General features: G+C 66.1%; 15 protein-coding genes and 1 pseudogene. 4 read left to right on the top strand and 12 right to left on the bottom strand.

Going from position 1 to position 13,771, the window contains the following annotated elements; genetic code table 11:
- Positions 1-438 precede the first annotated feature (438 nt).
- Positions 439-705 (bottom strand): hypothetical protein, encoded by a 267-nt coding sequence (locus H0X95_RS27725; RefSeq protein WP_124632891.1) that lies wholly within the window; start codon positions 703-705, stop codon positions 439-441.
- A gap of 26 nt (positions 706-731) precedes the next feature.
- Here H0X95_RS27725 and flgE point away from each other — a divergent pair, with 26 nt between their 5' ends.
- A complete protein-coding gene (gene flgE / locus H0X95_RS27720; protein WP_006495951.1) occupies positions 732-1,976 on the top strand; it encodes a flagellar hook protein FlgE in 1,245 nt (414 codons plus the stop codon).
- A 96-nt stretch (positions 1,977-2,072) separates the two neighbouring features.
- Here the strand turns inward: flgE and asd are convergent, their stop codons facing one another.
- From asd to H0X95_RS27680, 8 genes are all read right to left on the bottom strand, one after another.
- A complete protein-coding gene (asd, locus tag H0X95_RS27715) occupies positions 2,073-3,194 on the bottom strand; it encodes an aspartate-semialdehyde dehydrogenase (protein WP_196446298.1) in 1,122 nt (373 codons plus the stop codon).
- Positions 3,195-3,278: 84 nt separating this feature from the next.
- Positions 3,279-3,398: a hypothetical protein gene (locus H0X95_RS27710; RefSeq protein WP_006756675.1), complete on the bottom strand. Its 120-nt coding sequence runs from the start codon at positions 3,396-3,398 to the stop codon at positions 3,279-3,281.
- A 118-nt stretch (positions 3,399-3,516) separates the two neighbouring features.
- Positions 3,517-4,584, bottom strand: coding sequence for a 3-isopropylmalate dehydrogenase (leuB, locus tag H0X95_RS27705; RefSeq protein ID WP_006487719.1), 1,068 nt, complete (start codon positions 4,582-4,584; stop codon positions 3,517-3,519).
- A gap of 75 nt (positions 4,585-4,659) precedes the next feature.
- The gene (gene leuD / locus H0X95_RS27700; protein ID WP_012493210.1) at positions 4,660-5,310 is read right to left on the bottom strand and encodes a 3-isopropylmalate dehydratase small subunit; all 651 of its coding nucleotides are present in this window, start codon (positions 5,308-5,310) and stop codon (positions 4,660-4,662) included.
- 67 nt (positions 5,311-5,377) lie between these two features.
- Positions 5,378-5,524, bottom strand: a complete 147-nt coding sequence (locus H0X95_RS27695) for an entericidin A/B family lipoprotein (RefSeq protein ID WP_006487745.1) — start codon at positions 5,522-5,524, stop codon at positions 5,378-5,380.
- A 3-nt stretch (positions 5,525-5,527) separates the two neighbouring features.
- Positions 5,528-6,937, bottom strand: a complete 1,410-nt coding sequence (gene leuC / locus H0X95_RS27690; RefSeq protein ID WP_043205143.1) for a 3-isopropylmalate dehydratase large subunit — start codon at positions 6,935-6,937, stop codon at positions 5,528-5,530.
- Positions 6,938-7,144: 207 nt separating this feature from the next.
- Positions 7,145-7,900, bottom strand: a complete 756-nt coding sequence (locus H0X95_RS27685) for a hypothetical protein (RefSeq protein ID WP_059722617.1) — start codon at positions 7,898-7,900, stop codon at positions 7,145-7,147.
- 35 nt (positions 7,901-7,935) lie between these two features.
- Positions 7,936-8,760, bottom strand: coding sequence for a hypothetical protein (locus H0X95_RS27680; RefSeq protein WP_059722616.1), 825 nt, complete (start codon positions 8,758-8,760; stop codon positions 7,936-7,938).
- Between the two features lie 347 nt (positions 8,761-9,107).
- Between H0X95_RS27680 and H0X95_RS27675 the strand changes: the two genes are divergently transcribed.
- The 3 genes and pseudogenes from H0X95_RS27675 to H0X95_RS36070 form a co-directional block, all read left to right on the top strand.
- Positions 9,108-9,431, top strand: coding sequence for a cupin domain-containing protein (locus H0X95_RS27675; RefSeq protein WP_006487734.1), 324 nt, complete (start codon positions 9,108-9,110; stop codon positions 9,429-9,431).
- 121 nt (positions 9,432-9,552) lie between these two features.
- Positions 9,553-10,278 (top strand): glutathione S-transferase, encoded by a 726-nt coding sequence (locus tag H0X95_RS27670; protein ID WP_006487776.1) that lies wholly within the window; start codon positions 9,553-9,555, stop codon positions 10,276-10,278.
- Positions 10,279-10,368: 90 nt separating this feature from the next.
- Positions 10,369-10,527: pseudogene (locus tag H0X95_RS36070) on the top strand (LysR family transcriptional regulator); the annotation flags it as partial.
- 87 nt (positions 10,528-10,614) lie between these two features.
- On the opposite strand, the gene H0X95_RS27665 reads toward H0X95_RS36070, so the two are convergent.
- The 3 genes from H0X95_RS27665 to H0X95_RS27655 all read right to left on the bottom strand — a co-directional run bounded on the left by H0X95_RS27665 (position 10,615) and on the right by H0X95_RS27655 (position 13,572).
- A complete protein-coding gene (locus H0X95_RS27665) occupies positions 10,615-12,147 on the bottom strand; it encodes an amino acid permease (RefSeq protein ID WP_059722614.1) in 1,533 nt (510 codons plus the stop codon).
- Positions 12,148-12,250: 103 nt separating this feature from the next.
- Positions 12,251-12,715, bottom strand: coding sequence for an Lrp/AsnC family transcriptional regulator (locus tag H0X95_RS27660; protein ID WP_006487769.1), 465 nt, complete (start codon positions 12,713-12,715; stop codon positions 12,251-12,253).
- 98 nt (positions 12,716-12,813) lie between these two features.
- A complete protein-coding gene (locus H0X95_RS27655; protein ID WP_059722740.1) occupies positions 12,814-13,572 on the bottom strand; it encodes a dimethylarginine dimethylaminohydrolase family protein in 759 nt (252 codons plus the stop codon).
- Positions 13,573-13,771 lie beyond the last annotated feature (199 nt).

The raw sequence follows: 13,771 nt of genomic DNA, 5'->3' as shown, positions 1-13,771 counted from the left end.
TGGGGTAGTGCAGCTCATGACTGGAAGACCGCCATGAACCAATTCGCTATCCTTTACGCAGATCGATTCATCCGGCCTTCCGTGTAATTACTCAACCCGCCTTGAACACGGAAATCCTGACACCCCCCGCGGCCGCGCCTGTCGTAGTCGATGCATCCGATCGATCAGGACGAACCTGCGTGCCGCAGGCGAAAGCCGTCTCGCAGCAGCGTCGCGCCCCTGTCGGAGGAAGCGGCTTTCCGGCGCCGACCCAGCGTCCGCCGCAGGATCACGACGACAGAATCGCAGGGATTTTCTCAACAATCCGCCCTGCCCGCCGTTAATGAACTAGCCGCCGAAAATCAAAACAAATCCTGATCGGCGCTTAATCCCGCTCCCGAAAAATTTCAATTCGTCGATAAGAAGGCAATTCCCGTCTCTTATCGGAGAAATGAAAATTTACACGGCCGAAGCCCCACCCCATAAGGCTTTCACCGCCTTAAGCCCACGCCATTGCTCATACAAAAGCGATCGTTTCTGCATCAATTCAATTACATTACACAAAATTACACAGACCAAATAATCGCCGTCGATACGATCGTCTTCAAACAGGAATCGGCATCTTTCGACCTCGCGCCTGCACATGCCGGAAAGGCGGGCGCGCGCGGCCGGGCTGATGCCGTGAAGTACCGGAGGGTCATCGCGCAGTCGCACGACTGCATTCACTCACCAGCTCGTTACGGGGACCGAACATGGGCTATCAGCAGGGCTTGAGCGGATTGGCCGGTGCGTCGAGCAATCTCGACGTCATCGGCAACAACATCGCGAACGCAAACACGGTCGGCTTCAAGCAGGGACGCGCGAACTTCGCCGACATGTACGCGAATTCGGTCGCGACGTCGGTCAACACGCAGATCGGCATCGGCACGCGGCTCGCGTCGGTGCAGCAGAATTTCGGCCAGGGGACGATCAATTCGACGAAGTCGTCGCTCGACGTCGCGATCAACGGCAACGGCTTCTTCCAGATGTCCAGCAACGGCGTAACCACGTACTCGCGCGACGGCACGTTCCATCGCGACAAGAACGGCGCGATCGTCGACGCGCAAGGCCGCAACCTGATGGGCTATGCGGCGGGCGCCGGCGGCGTGATCAACACCGCGCAGACCGTGCCGCTCCAGGCGCCGACCAACAACATCGCGCCGCGCGCGACGAGCAAGATCACCGGCCAGTTCAACCTGAACGCGCAGGACAAGGTGCCGGCCAAGACGCCGTTCAACGCGACCGACAACACGACGTACAACTACAACTCGTCGATCCAGGTCTACGACACGCTCGGCGGCTCGCAGCAGGTCACGATGTACTTCGCGAAGAGCGCGGCCGGCACGTGGCAGGCCTACGCGGGCGTGCAGGGCCAGACGCCGACGAATCTCGGCACCGTCACGTTCGATGCGTCGGGCCGGATCAGCTCGACGACGTCGGCCGCGACCGGCCAGCCGACGCCGAGCCTCGGCCAGTTCGCGTTCTCGATCCCGAACACGACGGGCGGCGCCAATCCGCAGAACCTGACGCTCGACCTGGGCGGCACGACGCAGTACGGCGGCAAGGACGGCGTGACCAATCTCGCGCAGGACGGCTTCGCGAGCGGCACGCTGACGACGTTCTCGATCGGCACCGACGGCAAGCTGACCGGCAACTACTCGAACGGCCAGAGCGCGGTGCTCGGCCTGATCGCGCTCGCGAACTTCAACAACCCGAACGGGCTCGTGAACATCGGCGGCAACCAGTATGCGGAAACGGCCGCGTCCGGCGTGCCGCAGATCGCCGCGCCGGGCAGCACGAACCACGGCACGCTGCAGGGGAGCGCGCTGGAAAATTCGAACGTGAACCTGACGACCGAGCTCGTGAACCTGATCACCGCGCAGCGCAATTACCAGGCGAACGCGCAGACGATCAAGACCCAGCAGGCGGTCGACCAGACGCTGCTGAACCTGCGTTGAACCGCGCATGAAAAACGCGCCGCGCCGGCCCCGGATCTCGAGGCCGACGCGGCGCGTCGTGTCATGCAGCCCGGCCCGCTGGCCGGACAGCCGTGCTTACTTGTCGAGCAGGATGCGCAGCATGCGGCGCAGCGGCTCGGCCGCGCCCCACAGCAGCTGATCGCCGACCGTGAACGCCGACAGGTATTCGCCGCCCATCGCGAGCTTGCGCAGGCGGCCGACCGGCACCGTCAGCGTGCCGGTGATCTTCGCCGGCGACAGGTCGCGCATCGACGCTTCACGCTCGTTCGGCACGACCTTCACCCAGTCGTTCGCGGACGCGAGGATGCCGTTGATTTCGTCGAGCGGCACGTCCTTCTTCAGCTTGATCGTCAGCGCCTGCGAATGGCAGCGCATCGCACCGATCCGCACGCACAGCCCGTCGACCGGGATCGCACCCGGCTCGCCCATCGCCGGCTTGCCGAGGATCTTGTTGGTTTCCGCGCCGCCCTTCCACTCTTCCTTCGACATCCCGTTGCCGAGATCCTTGTCGATCCACGGGATCAGCGAACCGGCGAGCGGCACGCCGAACTGGCTCGTCGGCATCGCGTCGCTGTTCATCGTCGCGAGCACGCGGCGGTCGATGTCGAGGATCGCGGAAGCCGGATCGGCGAGCTGCTCCTGCACCGAACCATGCAGCGCGCCCATCTGCGACAGCAATTCGCGCATGTTCTGCGCGCCCGCGCCGGATGCGGCCTGGTAGGTCATCGCCGTCATCCAGTCGACGAGGTTCTCGCGGAACAGGCCGCCGAGCGCCATCAGCATCAGGCTGACCGTGCAGTTGCCGCCGATGAAGTTCTTCGTGCCCTTGACGAGCGCGTCCCTGATCACGTCGAGGTTGACCGGATCGAGGATGATGACCGCGTCGTCCTTCATCCGCAGCGACGACGCCGCGTCGATCCAGTAGCCGTTCCAGCCGGCCGCGCGCAGCTTCGGAAACACGTCGTTCGTGTAGTCGCCGCCCTGGCACGTGATGATCACGTCGCACTTCTTCAGCTCGTCGACGTTGGTCGCGTCCTTGAGCGTAGTCTCGTTTTTCGCGAACGACGGCGCCTTGCCGCCCGTGTTGCTGGTGCTGAAGAACACCGGTTCGATCAGGTCGAAATCGCCCTCTTCCTGCATGCGCTGCATCAGGACGCTGCCGACCATGCCGCGCCAACCTACGAGACCTACGTTCATGACTAACCCTTTGCTTGAATGGAGCTTCCCCGCCATTTCCGTCCCCGCGTGACCGCGCGGGGAAACAGGCGGGCACGACGGCGATCAGCGTTTAATGATCGTTTTCGTGGTAATGGTTTTCGTGATGACGATGGCGCGCGCACCCGCACGGGCAGTGTTGCCGTGGAGTTTCAGGACCGGGGAGATCAGGGAAATCAGCGCCATCGTTCGAGTCTACACAAAGCCGCTGGCCCGCACAACGGCCAACGGTGCGCGAACCGGCCGATTTTTACGGCCCGTTCGCGCCCTTTTCATCTTGGTTACCGGACTTCGATCCGTCCGCTTACAGCGCCGCGACCACCGCGTCGCCCATCGCCGCCGTGCCGACCTGCTTGCAGCCCGGCGTCGCGATGTCGCCCGTGCGATAACCCTGTTCGAGCACCGTTTTCACCGCACGCTCGATGCGATCGGCCTGCTCGGCGCGATTCAGCGAGTAGCGCAGCAGCATCGCGGCCGACAGGATCGTCGCGAGCGGGTTCGCGATGCCCTTGCCGGCGATGTCCGGCGCCGAACCGTGCGACGGCTCGTACAGGCCCTTGTTGTTCTTGTCGAGCGACGCCGACGGCAGCATGCCGATCGAACCCGTCAGCATCGACGCTTCATCCGACAGGATGTCGCCGAACATGTTGCCCGTGACGATCACGTCGAACTGCTTCGGCGCCTTCGCGAGCTGCATCGCCGCGTTGTCGACGTACATGTGCGACAGCTCGACGTCCGCGTATTCCTTCGACACGTCGATCATGATGTCGCGCCAGAACTGCGACGTTTCCAGCACGTTCGACTTGTCGACCGACAGCAGCTTCTTCGCGCGCTTTTGCGCGGCCTGGAACGCGACGTGCGCGATGCGACGCACTTCCGGCTCCGAATAGCGCATCGTGTCGAAGCCTTCGCGCGCGCCGGCGAACGGGCCGTCCGGCGCCGCGCGCACGCCGCGCGGCTGGCCGAAGTAGATGTCGCCGTTCAGTTCGCGCACGATCAGGATGTCGAGGCCCGCGACGAGCTCCGGCTTCAACGGCGACGCATCGACGAGCTGCGGATAGCAGATCGCCGGGCGGAAGTTCGCGAACAGCTCGAGGTGCTTGCGCAGCCCGAGGATCGCCTGCTCGGGGCGCAGCGCGCGCTCCAGCGAGTCGTACTTCCAGTCGCCGACCGCGCCGAACAGGATCGCGTCGGCCTGCTTCGCGAGCGCCAGCGTCGCGTCGGGCAGCGGATGGCCGCTCGCCTCGTAGCCCGCGCCGCCGACCGGCGCCTGTTCGAGTTCGAACGTCTCGTCGAGTGCGTTCAGCACCTTCACGGCTTCATTGACGATTTCCGGACCGATGCCGTCGCCGGGCAGCACTGCAATCTTCATGCGAAATTCCTGACTGGGTAGGTTGTTGGAGAGACAGGCCGGCGAGCGCGCGCACGGCGCACCCGCCACGCGCGATCAGCCGACCAGCTTCGTGTTGAGCCACGGCTGCTTCACGAGCCGCTCCGCTTCGAACTGGCGGATCTTGTCCGCGTGGCGCAGCGTGAGGCCGATGTCGTCGAAGCCGTTCAGCAGGCAGTACTTGCGGAACGCGGTGATCTCGAACGGATACTCGCGGCCGTCGCCCGCGCGCACGACCTGCGCGTCGAGGTCGATCGTCAGCTGGTAGCCGTTGAACGCATACGTGTCGTTGAACAGGTGATCGACCTGCTGCTCGGTCAGCACGATCGGCAGCAGGCCGTTCTTGAAGCAGTTGTTGAAGAAGATGTCCGCGAAGCTCGGCGCGATGATCGCGCGGAAGCCGTACTGCTGCAGCGCCCACGGCGCGTGCTCGCGCGAGCTGCCGCAGCCGAAATTCTTGCGGGCGAGCAGCACCGATGCGCCCTGGTAGCGCGGCTGGTTCAGCACGAAGTCCGGGTTCAGCGGACGCTTCGAGTTGTCCTGCCCCGGCTCGCCGTGATCGAGGTAGCGCCATTCGTCGAACGCGTTCGGACCGAAGCCCGTGCGCTTGATCGACTTCAGGAACTGCTTCGGGATGATCGCGTCCGTATCGACGTTCTCGCGATCGAGCGGCGCGACGACGCCGGTATGTACAGTGAATTTTTCCATGATCCGTCTATCCGGTTGAAGGGCCGGCACGCGGCCGGCGCCCATCGACAAATTCTCGGTGGCGGTGTCAGTCCGCGGCGCGCTTCAGCGCGTTGCCGGCGGCGTTGACGTCCTCGCCGAAGCCTCGGACGGTATTGCAGCCCGCAAGGCCGAAGCCCAGCCCCGCCAGCGCCAGCGCGGCAACCAGCCGCGCGATGACCTTCGATGCCGTCACGCGTTACCCCAGCTGGCGAATGTCGACGAAGTGGCCTTCGATCGCGGCGGCCGCCGCCATCGCGGGGCTCACGAGGTGCGTGCGGCCGCCCGCGCCCTGCCGGCCTTCGAAGTTGCGGTTCGACGTCGACGCGCAGCGCTCGCCCGGATCGAGCCGGTCGGCGTTCATCGCGAGGCACATCGAGCAGCCCGGCTCGCGCCATTCGAAACCCGCGTCGGTGAACACCTTGTCGAGCCCTTCGCGCTCGGCCTGCGCCTTCACGAGGCCCGAGCCCGGCACGACCATCGCGAGCCGCACGTTCGACGCGATGCGACGGTTCAGCTTCTTCACGACATACGCGGCCGCGCGGATATCCTCGATCCGTGCATTCGTGCACGAGCCGATGAAGATCTTGTCGACCTTGATCGATTCGATCGGCGTGTTCGGCTCGAGCGCCATGTACGCCAGCGCGCGCTCCATCGCGTCGCGCTTGACCGGATCCTTCTCGCGCTCGGGATCGGGCACGCGACCGTCGATCGACGTGACCATTTCCGGCGACGTGCCCCACGTGACCTGCGGGACGATCTCGGCCGCGTTCAGCTCGACCACGCGGTCGAAGTGCGCGCCGTCGTCCGACTTGAACTGGCGCCAGTATTCGACGGCCTGATCCCATTCCGCGCCGGTCGGCACGAACGGACGGCCCTTCAGGTAGTCGATCGTCGTGTCGTCCACCGCGACCATGCCCGCGCGCGCGCCGGCTTCGATCGCCATGTTGCAGACGGTCATGCGGCCTTCCATCGTCAGCGCGCGAATGGTCGAGCCGCCGAATTCGATCGCGTAGCCGGTGCCGCCCGCGGTGCCGATCTTGCCGATGATCGCGAGCACGATGTCCTTCGCGGTGCAGCCGCGCGGCAGTGCGCCCTCGACCTTCACGAGCATGTTCTTGCTCTTCTTCTGCAGCAAGGTCTGCGTCGCGAGCACGTGCTCGACTTCCGACGTGCCGATGCCGTGCGCGAGCGCGCCGAACGCGCCGTGCGTCGACGTATGCGAATCGCCGCACACGATCGTCATGCCCGGCAGCGTCGCGCCCTGTTCCGGCCCGATGATGTGGACGATGCCCTGGCGCACGTCGTTCATCTTGAACTGGGTGATGCCGAATGCGTCGCAGTTCGCGTCGAGCGTGTCGACCTGCAGCTTCGAGACGGGATCGGCGATGCCGTGGCTGCGGTCCGTGGTCGGCACGTTGTGGTCCGACACGGCCAGGTTCGCGCTGATGCGCCACACCGGGCGCTGCGCCATCTTCAGCCCTTCGAATGCCTGCGGGCTCGTGACTTCATGCAGCAGCTGACGGTCGATATAGAGCAGGGTCGTGCCGTCTTCCTCGGTGTGGACCACGTGGGTGTTCCACAGTTTGTCGTAGAGAGTCTGTGCCATGGGTATGCGGGGTCGTTGTGACTACAAGCCTTGCGGATGCGGTCGATTATGCCACGCAGAACGCGTCGCGGCGCAGGCCGGGCGCGAAAAAACCCATTAAAAACAGTGGTTTGGCTGGTAGTGCCAATACCTGTATCGGCATTACCCGCCAACATGTGGCACGCACGATCCGGCGCGCGGCGATCGCGCGCGGGGTGCGCTGCGCGTCTAGCCGCCCGGATATTCGCGATTGATCAGGTCGAGCCGCAGCATCGCGAGCTGCATGCCGGCATTGCTCATCAGGTAAAGATCGCGCCGCCGCATCGCCGGCTGCTGGGCCGATGCATCATAGGCGCCGGGCAGCGCCAGTCCGGCCGGCACCGCCGCCTGCATCCCCGCCGCATTCGACATGCGCACGGCGATCGACGCCTGATCGCGATGCGTGACCACGCCGACCTTGCCGAGCGCCGCGGCCGAACCGGCCTGCCTGACGATCGCGGCGGCGACGCCGTCGGGTGTCGGTATCGGGCTGCCGGCGACCGCGGCAGGCGTCGCGATCGACGTCACGCCGGCCGTCAGTCCGTACTTCGACGCGAGCACGCTCGCGACTTCCTGCTGCGCGAAAACCGGCACCGCGGCTTTCTGCCGAAGCTGGAACACGGCGTCGGCGATGGCCTCGTTCACGGGGCCCGGCAGCGGCGCGGCGGCCGATGACCCGGCGCGGCTGCCGAAGCCGAACGCGACGATCGTGTTGACGCCGGCCGCGTCGACGGACGGCGGCGTCCACGCGAAAAACGTGTCGAGCAGGTAACCGGTTTCGTCGGCGGCAGTCGCGCGATCGTTCAGTTCGTTCGTCAGCTTGCCGAGCATCTGGCGCTGCAGTTCCGCATCGGAAACGGGGGCGTCGCTTGCGAACGCGGGCGCGGCGGCGCACGAGGCGGCGAGCAATGAAGTGGAGGCGAGAAAATGGCGGCGGTTCGTCATGGTCACGGAATTCGAATGGGAAACGACGGAAGGCATCAGCCTTTCGGGAACGCCTGCATCGTCGCGGTCATCGCGTGCGTCAGCATCTGCGCATACATGTCGTGCACGAGATAGAGGCTGCGGTTGCGCGTCCACGGCTGGCCCGACTGCGGGTCGTACGTGGTCGGCAGCGGCACCTCGGCGACCGCGGCCGCCTGCATGCCCGCCTGCCGCGAGGTCTGGATGCAGCGCTTCGCATGATCGCGATGGCCAACCACCGCGACGGTGCCCATCGCGGCCGCGACGCCCGCACGCGATACCGCCACGGCCGCGACGCCCGCGGTGCTCAGGTAGACGATCGAGCCGTCGCTCGCAATCACCGGTTCGATCGACGACAGCACGTCGGCGCCCAGCCCGTATTTCGATACGAGAAAGCGCGCGATTTCCCACTGCGCGTAGACCTTGACCGGTTTCAACTGGCGGATGCGGTACACGGCGTCCGCGAGCGCTTCGTTGACGGGCCCCGGATCGGGCAGCGCGGACTGGTTGCCGCCGGTGCTCGACGTATTGCCGCTCGCCGCGTTCGGACGATTGCCGAAGCTGTACGCGACGATCGCGCCGATCTGCGCGGCCGGCACCGTCGGCAGCGCCCACGTGAAGCCGACATCGGTCATCGCCGGCACGATCGCGTCGACCGTCGCCGCATCGTCGAGCTGGGCGTTCAGTTTCGCGGACATCTGCGCGGCGAGCGCGGCGTCGCCGATCGGCGCCGACGTGACGTCGTCGCCGCCGCCGCATGCGCCGAGGAATGACGCCGCCGCGACGGCCGGCGCGGCGGACAGGAATGTTCTGCGGGACGAGGCCGGGGGATGCTGACTCATGGGTGCGAGATGAAAGGAGGCGAATGACGAGCGCGCCTGACGACAAGCAGGACCGCCGGATTTCGCGGAATCAAGGGGAAAGGCAACGGCAGCCACGCATGAAACGGCATCGCGACGCATCACCGATCGGCGAAGCGCGATCGTAGGCGGCGTTGGTTAAATTGGAGTGAAAATGCCGATCGAATCCGCTCGGCTACCGCTCCGTTTCGCCGATGGTCGAAGCCGTTTCATCCGTGGCGAGCGCATCGCCCCTTGTTTCGCCGGTGGCCGGCGCGGGGTTTCGACGTATCGACGCGCGCGCTACGATGACGCAACGCACGTTCCCGTGATCCGGACCCGGAGCCCTCATGAAGCTCGGCCTGAAAGAATCGCTTGCGCGCCTCGACGACGCAGGCACGCTGTTCACGACGCTGTTTCACCACGGTACGCTCGACGTCGAGCTGTACCGGCCGCGCATCGAGGATCGGCAGACGCCGCACGTGCGCGACGAGGTCTACGTGATCGCCGCCGGCACGTCGCGCTTCGTCGTCGACGGGCGTGAATGCGACGTCGCGGCCGGCGACGCGCTGTTCGTCCCCGCGCACGCCGAGCATCGCTTCGTCGGCTTCTCCGACGATTTCTCGACATGGGTGTTCTTCTACGGCCCCGAAGGCGGCGAACGCGGCGCGTGACGCGCGACGCCCGCGGCACTTTCCCCGCGATCTCCTAGACTGTCTATTCGCAGCGGGAGCCGCATGGCCGCCCCGCCTTCATGCAGCCGGCAGCATTCGGTTCAACGAACAGGAGAACAGCATGCGATATGAACTCTATTACTGGCCCGAGATCCAGGGCCGCGGCGAGTACGTACGGCTCGCGCTCGAGGCCGCCGAAGCCGACTACGTCGACGTCGCGCGCGAATCGGGGCGCGGAATGGGCGTGACGGCCATGATGCGCATGATGGACAGCACGCAGGCCGAATGCGTGCCGTTCGCACCGCCGTTCCTGAAGGCGGGCGACGTGGTCGTCGGGCAGACCGCGAACATCCTGCTGTTTCTCGGCGCGCGGCTCGGGCTCGCGCCCGACGACGAAGCCGGCCGGCTGTGGGTGCATCAGATCCAGCTGACCGCCGCCGATTTCATCACCGAGATCCACGACACGCACCATCCGATCGGCAGCGGCCTGTACTACGAGGACCAGAAAGCGGAAGCGGCCGAGCGCGCGGCCGATTTCCTCGAGAACCGGCTGCCGAAGTTCCTTGGCTACTTCGATCGCGTGCTCGAACAGAATCCGCACAAGAACGGTTATATCGCGGGCAACGCGCTCAGCTATGCGGACCTGACGATGTTCCAGTTGATCGAGGGGCTGCGCTATGCGTTCCCGAAGGCGATGAAGCGCGCGGAGCGCAAGGTCGCGGCGCTCGTCGCGCTGCACGATCGCGTCGCGGAGCATCCGCCCGTCGCGCGCTACCTGGCATCGGAGCGCCGCATCCCGTTCAACGACATGGGGATCTTCCGGCACTATCCGGAGCTGGACAAGTAACGGCGGCGGCACGCGTCGTTCACGCGGCGGCGACCGCCGTCTCGTGCAGGTGGCGCCACACGATCAGGCCGTCCGCTTCGCGCCGGAACACAGGACGATCTCGCAAGCGGCACGCTGGTCGACGCGCTGCCCGCGTACCGGTTTCCGCAGCAGAACGTCTATGCGCTGTACGTCGCGACGCGACACGTGCCGCAGAAGGTACGCGCATGGGTGGATTTCATGAAGGCGCAGTTGAAGCAGGCACGCTGACCGAAACGCGCGTGGCGGCACGGCTCGCTCGACGGAGGCCATGCGATTCGCGCCGGCTCCCGTCGCCTCGCCGTCGCCCGCCGGCGATCAGCGCGGCTGCCCGTGCTGCGAGGCCGCCGCGTCGACGGCCTCGACCGAGCGCGTGAGCCACGGCCCGATGTCCATCTCTTCGTAGCGCACGAGCCGGCTCTTGCGCGCGCGGCGATACGCCCACCAGATCGCGACGAACAGCGGAATCCACACATAGATCGACAGCACTTCCATCCAGTCGATGTGCGCCGCGAAGAATGCCTGGTAATCCTGGCCCAGCGAAATCACGATGCAGATCGCGATCGCGAACAACGGCCCGAACGGAAACCATTTCGCGCGATACGGCAGCTGGTCGAGCCGATAGCCCTGCTTCAGGAATCCCTTGCGGAACCGGTAATGGCAGACCGCGATGCCGAGCCACGCGATGAAGCCGGTGATGCCGACCGTATTCAGCAGCCACAGATAGATGCGCTGGTTGCTGGTCAGCGACGTGAGGAAGCACAACCCGCCGACGGCCATCGTCGCGTACAGCGCGTTGCGCGGCACGCCGCCCGGCGACAGCGTCGCGAACATGGCCGGCGCGCGCCCTTCCGATGCGAGGTTGTACAGCATCCGCGTCGCCGCGTAGGTGCCGGAATTGCCGGCCGACAGCACGGCCGTCAGGATCACCAGGTTCATCGCGCCGGCCGCGAGCGGGAACCCCGCATGGCTGAACACCAGCGTGAACGGGCTCACGCCGATGTCGGTCACGTCGCTCTTCAGCAGGTTCGGATCGGTGTACGGCACCAGCAGGCCGATGACGAAGATCGCGAGCACGTAGAACAGCATGATCCGCCAGAAAATCTGCTTCACCGCGCGCGGGATCGTCTTGCGCGGGTTTTCCGATTCGCCGGCCGTGATGCCGACCAGCTCGGTGCCGAGGAACGAGAAGCCCGCGATCAGCGCGACGCTCATCATCGCGTGCACGCCGCCGACGAACGGCGCGTCGCCGGTCGTGAAGTTGCGCCAGCCGACCGGATGCCCGGTCCCGAGCACGCCGGCCGCGATCAGCAGCCCGGCCGCGATGAATGCGATCACGGTGACGACCTTGATCAGCGAGAACCAGTATTCCGATTCGCCGAAGCCGCGCACCGACAGCGTATTGAGCAGGAAGATCAGCACGAGGAAGCTCGCGCCCCACCACACGCCGGGCACCGACGGAAACCAGTAGCGCATCACGATCTGCGCGGCGACCAGCTCGATCGCGATCGTCACCGCCCAGCTGTACCAGTAGGTCCAGCCGAGCGCGACGCCGAAACCTTCGTCGACGTACTTCTCGCCGTAGATCGCGAACGAGCCCGATACCGGCATCAACGCGGCCATCTCGCCGAGCCCGGTGACGACGAAATAGACCATGATCCCGATCGCGAGATACGCGGCGATCGCCCCGCCCGGCCCCGCCTGCGCGACCGACGCGCCCGACGCGACGAACAGCCCCGTGCCGATCGAACCGCCGATCGCGATCATCGCGATGTGGCGGCCCTGCAGACGACGCTTCAGCGTCGCCCCGGACGACGCGGCCGTCTCCGCTGCCGCTTGCATAGCATCCATAGTGTTCACCCTGATTGTGATCCGGTCGGCCAAATTTGATTTGGAATGCAAATCGATCGGCCTGGTCATTCGCCTCGAAACCGGCCCTGCCGGGCCGGTCGCATCACACGACGCTGCGCTTGATCGCCTGCAGTTCGGCCGTCGTCACGATCTTCTCGATCCGGAATCGCGGGCTTTCCAGCCATACGTTCGCGATCCGCCGGTACTCGTCGAGATCCTCGCACGCGAGCCGCACGAGAAAATCGAACGTGCCGCTGACGAGCCAGCAATCGAGCACGGCCGGATTCGCGCGCATTTCCTCCTCGAACGGCGCCTGCGAACGCCCGTGGTCGGCCAGCACGATCTGCGCGATCACGACGATCGGCTTGGTCGCGCGCGGCGCCTTGATCACCGCGCGATACCCTTCGATCACGCCGAGCGCCTCGAGCCGCTCCACGCGCGCCTGGCACGGCCGCGGCGTGAGGTTCACGAGCTCCGACAGCTTCCGGTACGAAATTCGCCCGTCGGTACGCAGGATGTCGAGGATCCGGAGATCGATCTTGTCGAGCTGCATCTTCTTGTCGGTCATCCGCGTTCGCTCCGGTCGGGTCGTGGCTGGTGCGCGGAACGTGTGCCGTTCCGCACGGGGGCCACATTATCCGGCCGAAGCGGCCGCGCGCCAATCGGCTAGAACCGCAGCGACAGGCAGGTCAGGCCGCCGTCCATCTTGCGGAACTCGCTCGTGTCGATCACGTGCAGCGGCATGCCGAGCGACGCGATCGCGTCATGCACGCGCGGATAGCCGGCCGGCGTGATCAGCGTACCGTTCACGCGCAGCGTGTTGCCCGCGTATTCGTCGGCGGCCGAGATCGCGATCCGGCGATAGTCGGCGAATGCCGGATGCGCGGCCAGCGCGTCGGTCACGAGCAGCGTGTCGTCGCCGAGCGCGTTGACGACCGATTTCAGGTGCAGGCCGGCGCCGACCGGCACAGCGACGACCGAATAGCCATGGCGCGACACCAGCGCGTCGAACGCGGCGATGCCTTCCGCGTCGGTGCGGCTCGTCAGGCCGATGAAGAAGCGCTTGCCGACCAGCATCACGTCGCCGCCGTCGAGACGGCCGGACTGCATCGGCAGCAGTTCGCGATGCGCGGCGAGCGCCGCTTCGATATGAACCGTCTCGCCGCGCCGGGCGGGCGCGCCGGGACGCGTGATCGCCGCGAATTCCGGCGTGACGACGGCGACGTCCTCGACGAAGTGCGAATCGGGAAACGCCTCCAGCGGCGGCAGTTCGGTCAACTCGACGCCGAGCGTGCGCAGCGCGTCGCAGTACGCGTGGAACTGCGTGAGCGTCTTGTCGTAATCGGGTGTGCCGAGTTCGGCGGTGGTCAGGCCCGCGCCGCAGGACGGCGCGGGACGGCGAACGATCGCTTGCGTGAATTGCATCGACTCCTCCATGGTCTGCGCCGCATCCGTGCGGCGCACGGGCCGGCGGCGTTGTGTCCGGACCATTATCGGAAGCCAAATTGCGCCATTCGCGTCGATTTCGGCGGCGCCGACAGCCGATTGCGTCGAATTGCGTGCACCACGCAGCGGATTCGGCAGACGGCCCGCCCGCGGTCTCGCGAACGGCCGTTCGGGGCCG

It is taken from the genome of Burkholderia sp. 9779_493 (assembly GCF_015712215.1).
In the GTDB taxonomy this organism is placed as follows: domain Bacteria; phylum Pseudomonadota; class Gammaproteobacteria; order Burkholderiales; family Burkholderiaceae; genus Burkholderia; species Burkholderia cenocepacia.
This window is presented reverse-complemented; position numbering and strand designations above follow the sequence as displayed.

Coding starts and splice junctions, on each gene's coding strand:
- leuC (WP_043205143.1), bottom strand. CDS start 6,937: ATGGCACAGACTCTCTACGACAAACTGTGGAACACCCACGTGGTCCAC.
- asd (WP_196446298.1), bottom strand. CDS start 3,194: ATGAACGTAGGTCTCGTAGGTTGGCGCGGCATGGTCGGCAGCGTCCTG.
- H0X95_RS27655 (WP_059722740.1), bottom strand. CDS start 13,572: ATGCAATTCACGCAAGCGATCGTTCGCCGTCCCGCGCCGTCCTGCGGC.
- H0X95_RS27675 (WP_006487734.1), top strand. CDS start 9,108: ATGAAGCTCGGCCTGAAAGAATCGCTTGCGCGCCTCGACGACGCAGGC.
- H0X95_RS27660 (WP_006487769.1), bottom strand. CDS start 12,715: ATGACCGACAAGAAGATGCAGCTCGACAAGATCGATCTCCGGATCCTC.
- H0X95_RS27680 (WP_059722616.1), bottom strand. CDS start 8,760: ATGAGTCAGCATCCCCCGGCCTCGTCCCGCAGAACATTCCTGTCCGCC.
- H0X95_RS27670 (WP_006487776.1), top strand. CDS start 9,553: ATGCGATATGAACTCTATTACTGGCCCGAGATCCAGGGCCGCGGCGAG.
- leuB (WP_006487719.1), bottom strand. CDS start 4,584: ATGAAGATTGCAGTGCTGCCCGGCGACGGCATCGGTCCGGAAATCGTC.
- H0X95_RS27665 (WP_059722614.1), bottom strand. CDS start 12,147: ATGGATGCTATGCAAGCGGCAGCGGAGACGGCCGCGTCGTCCGGGGCG.
- leuD (WP_012493210.1), bottom strand. CDS start 5,310: ATGGAAAAATTCACTGTACATACCGGCGTCGTCGCGCCGCTCGATCGC.
- H0X95_RS27710 (WP_006756675.1), bottom strand. CDS start 3,398: ATGGCGCTGATTTCCCTGATCTCCCCGGTCCTGAAACTCCACGGCAAC.
- flgE (WP_006495951.1), top strand. CDS start 732: ATGGGCTATCAGCAGGGCTTGAGCGGATTGGCCGGTGCGTCGAGCAAT.
- H0X95_RS27685 (WP_059722617.1), bottom strand. CDS start 7,900: ATGACGAACCGCCGCCATTTTCTCGCCTCCACTTCATTGCTCGCCGCC.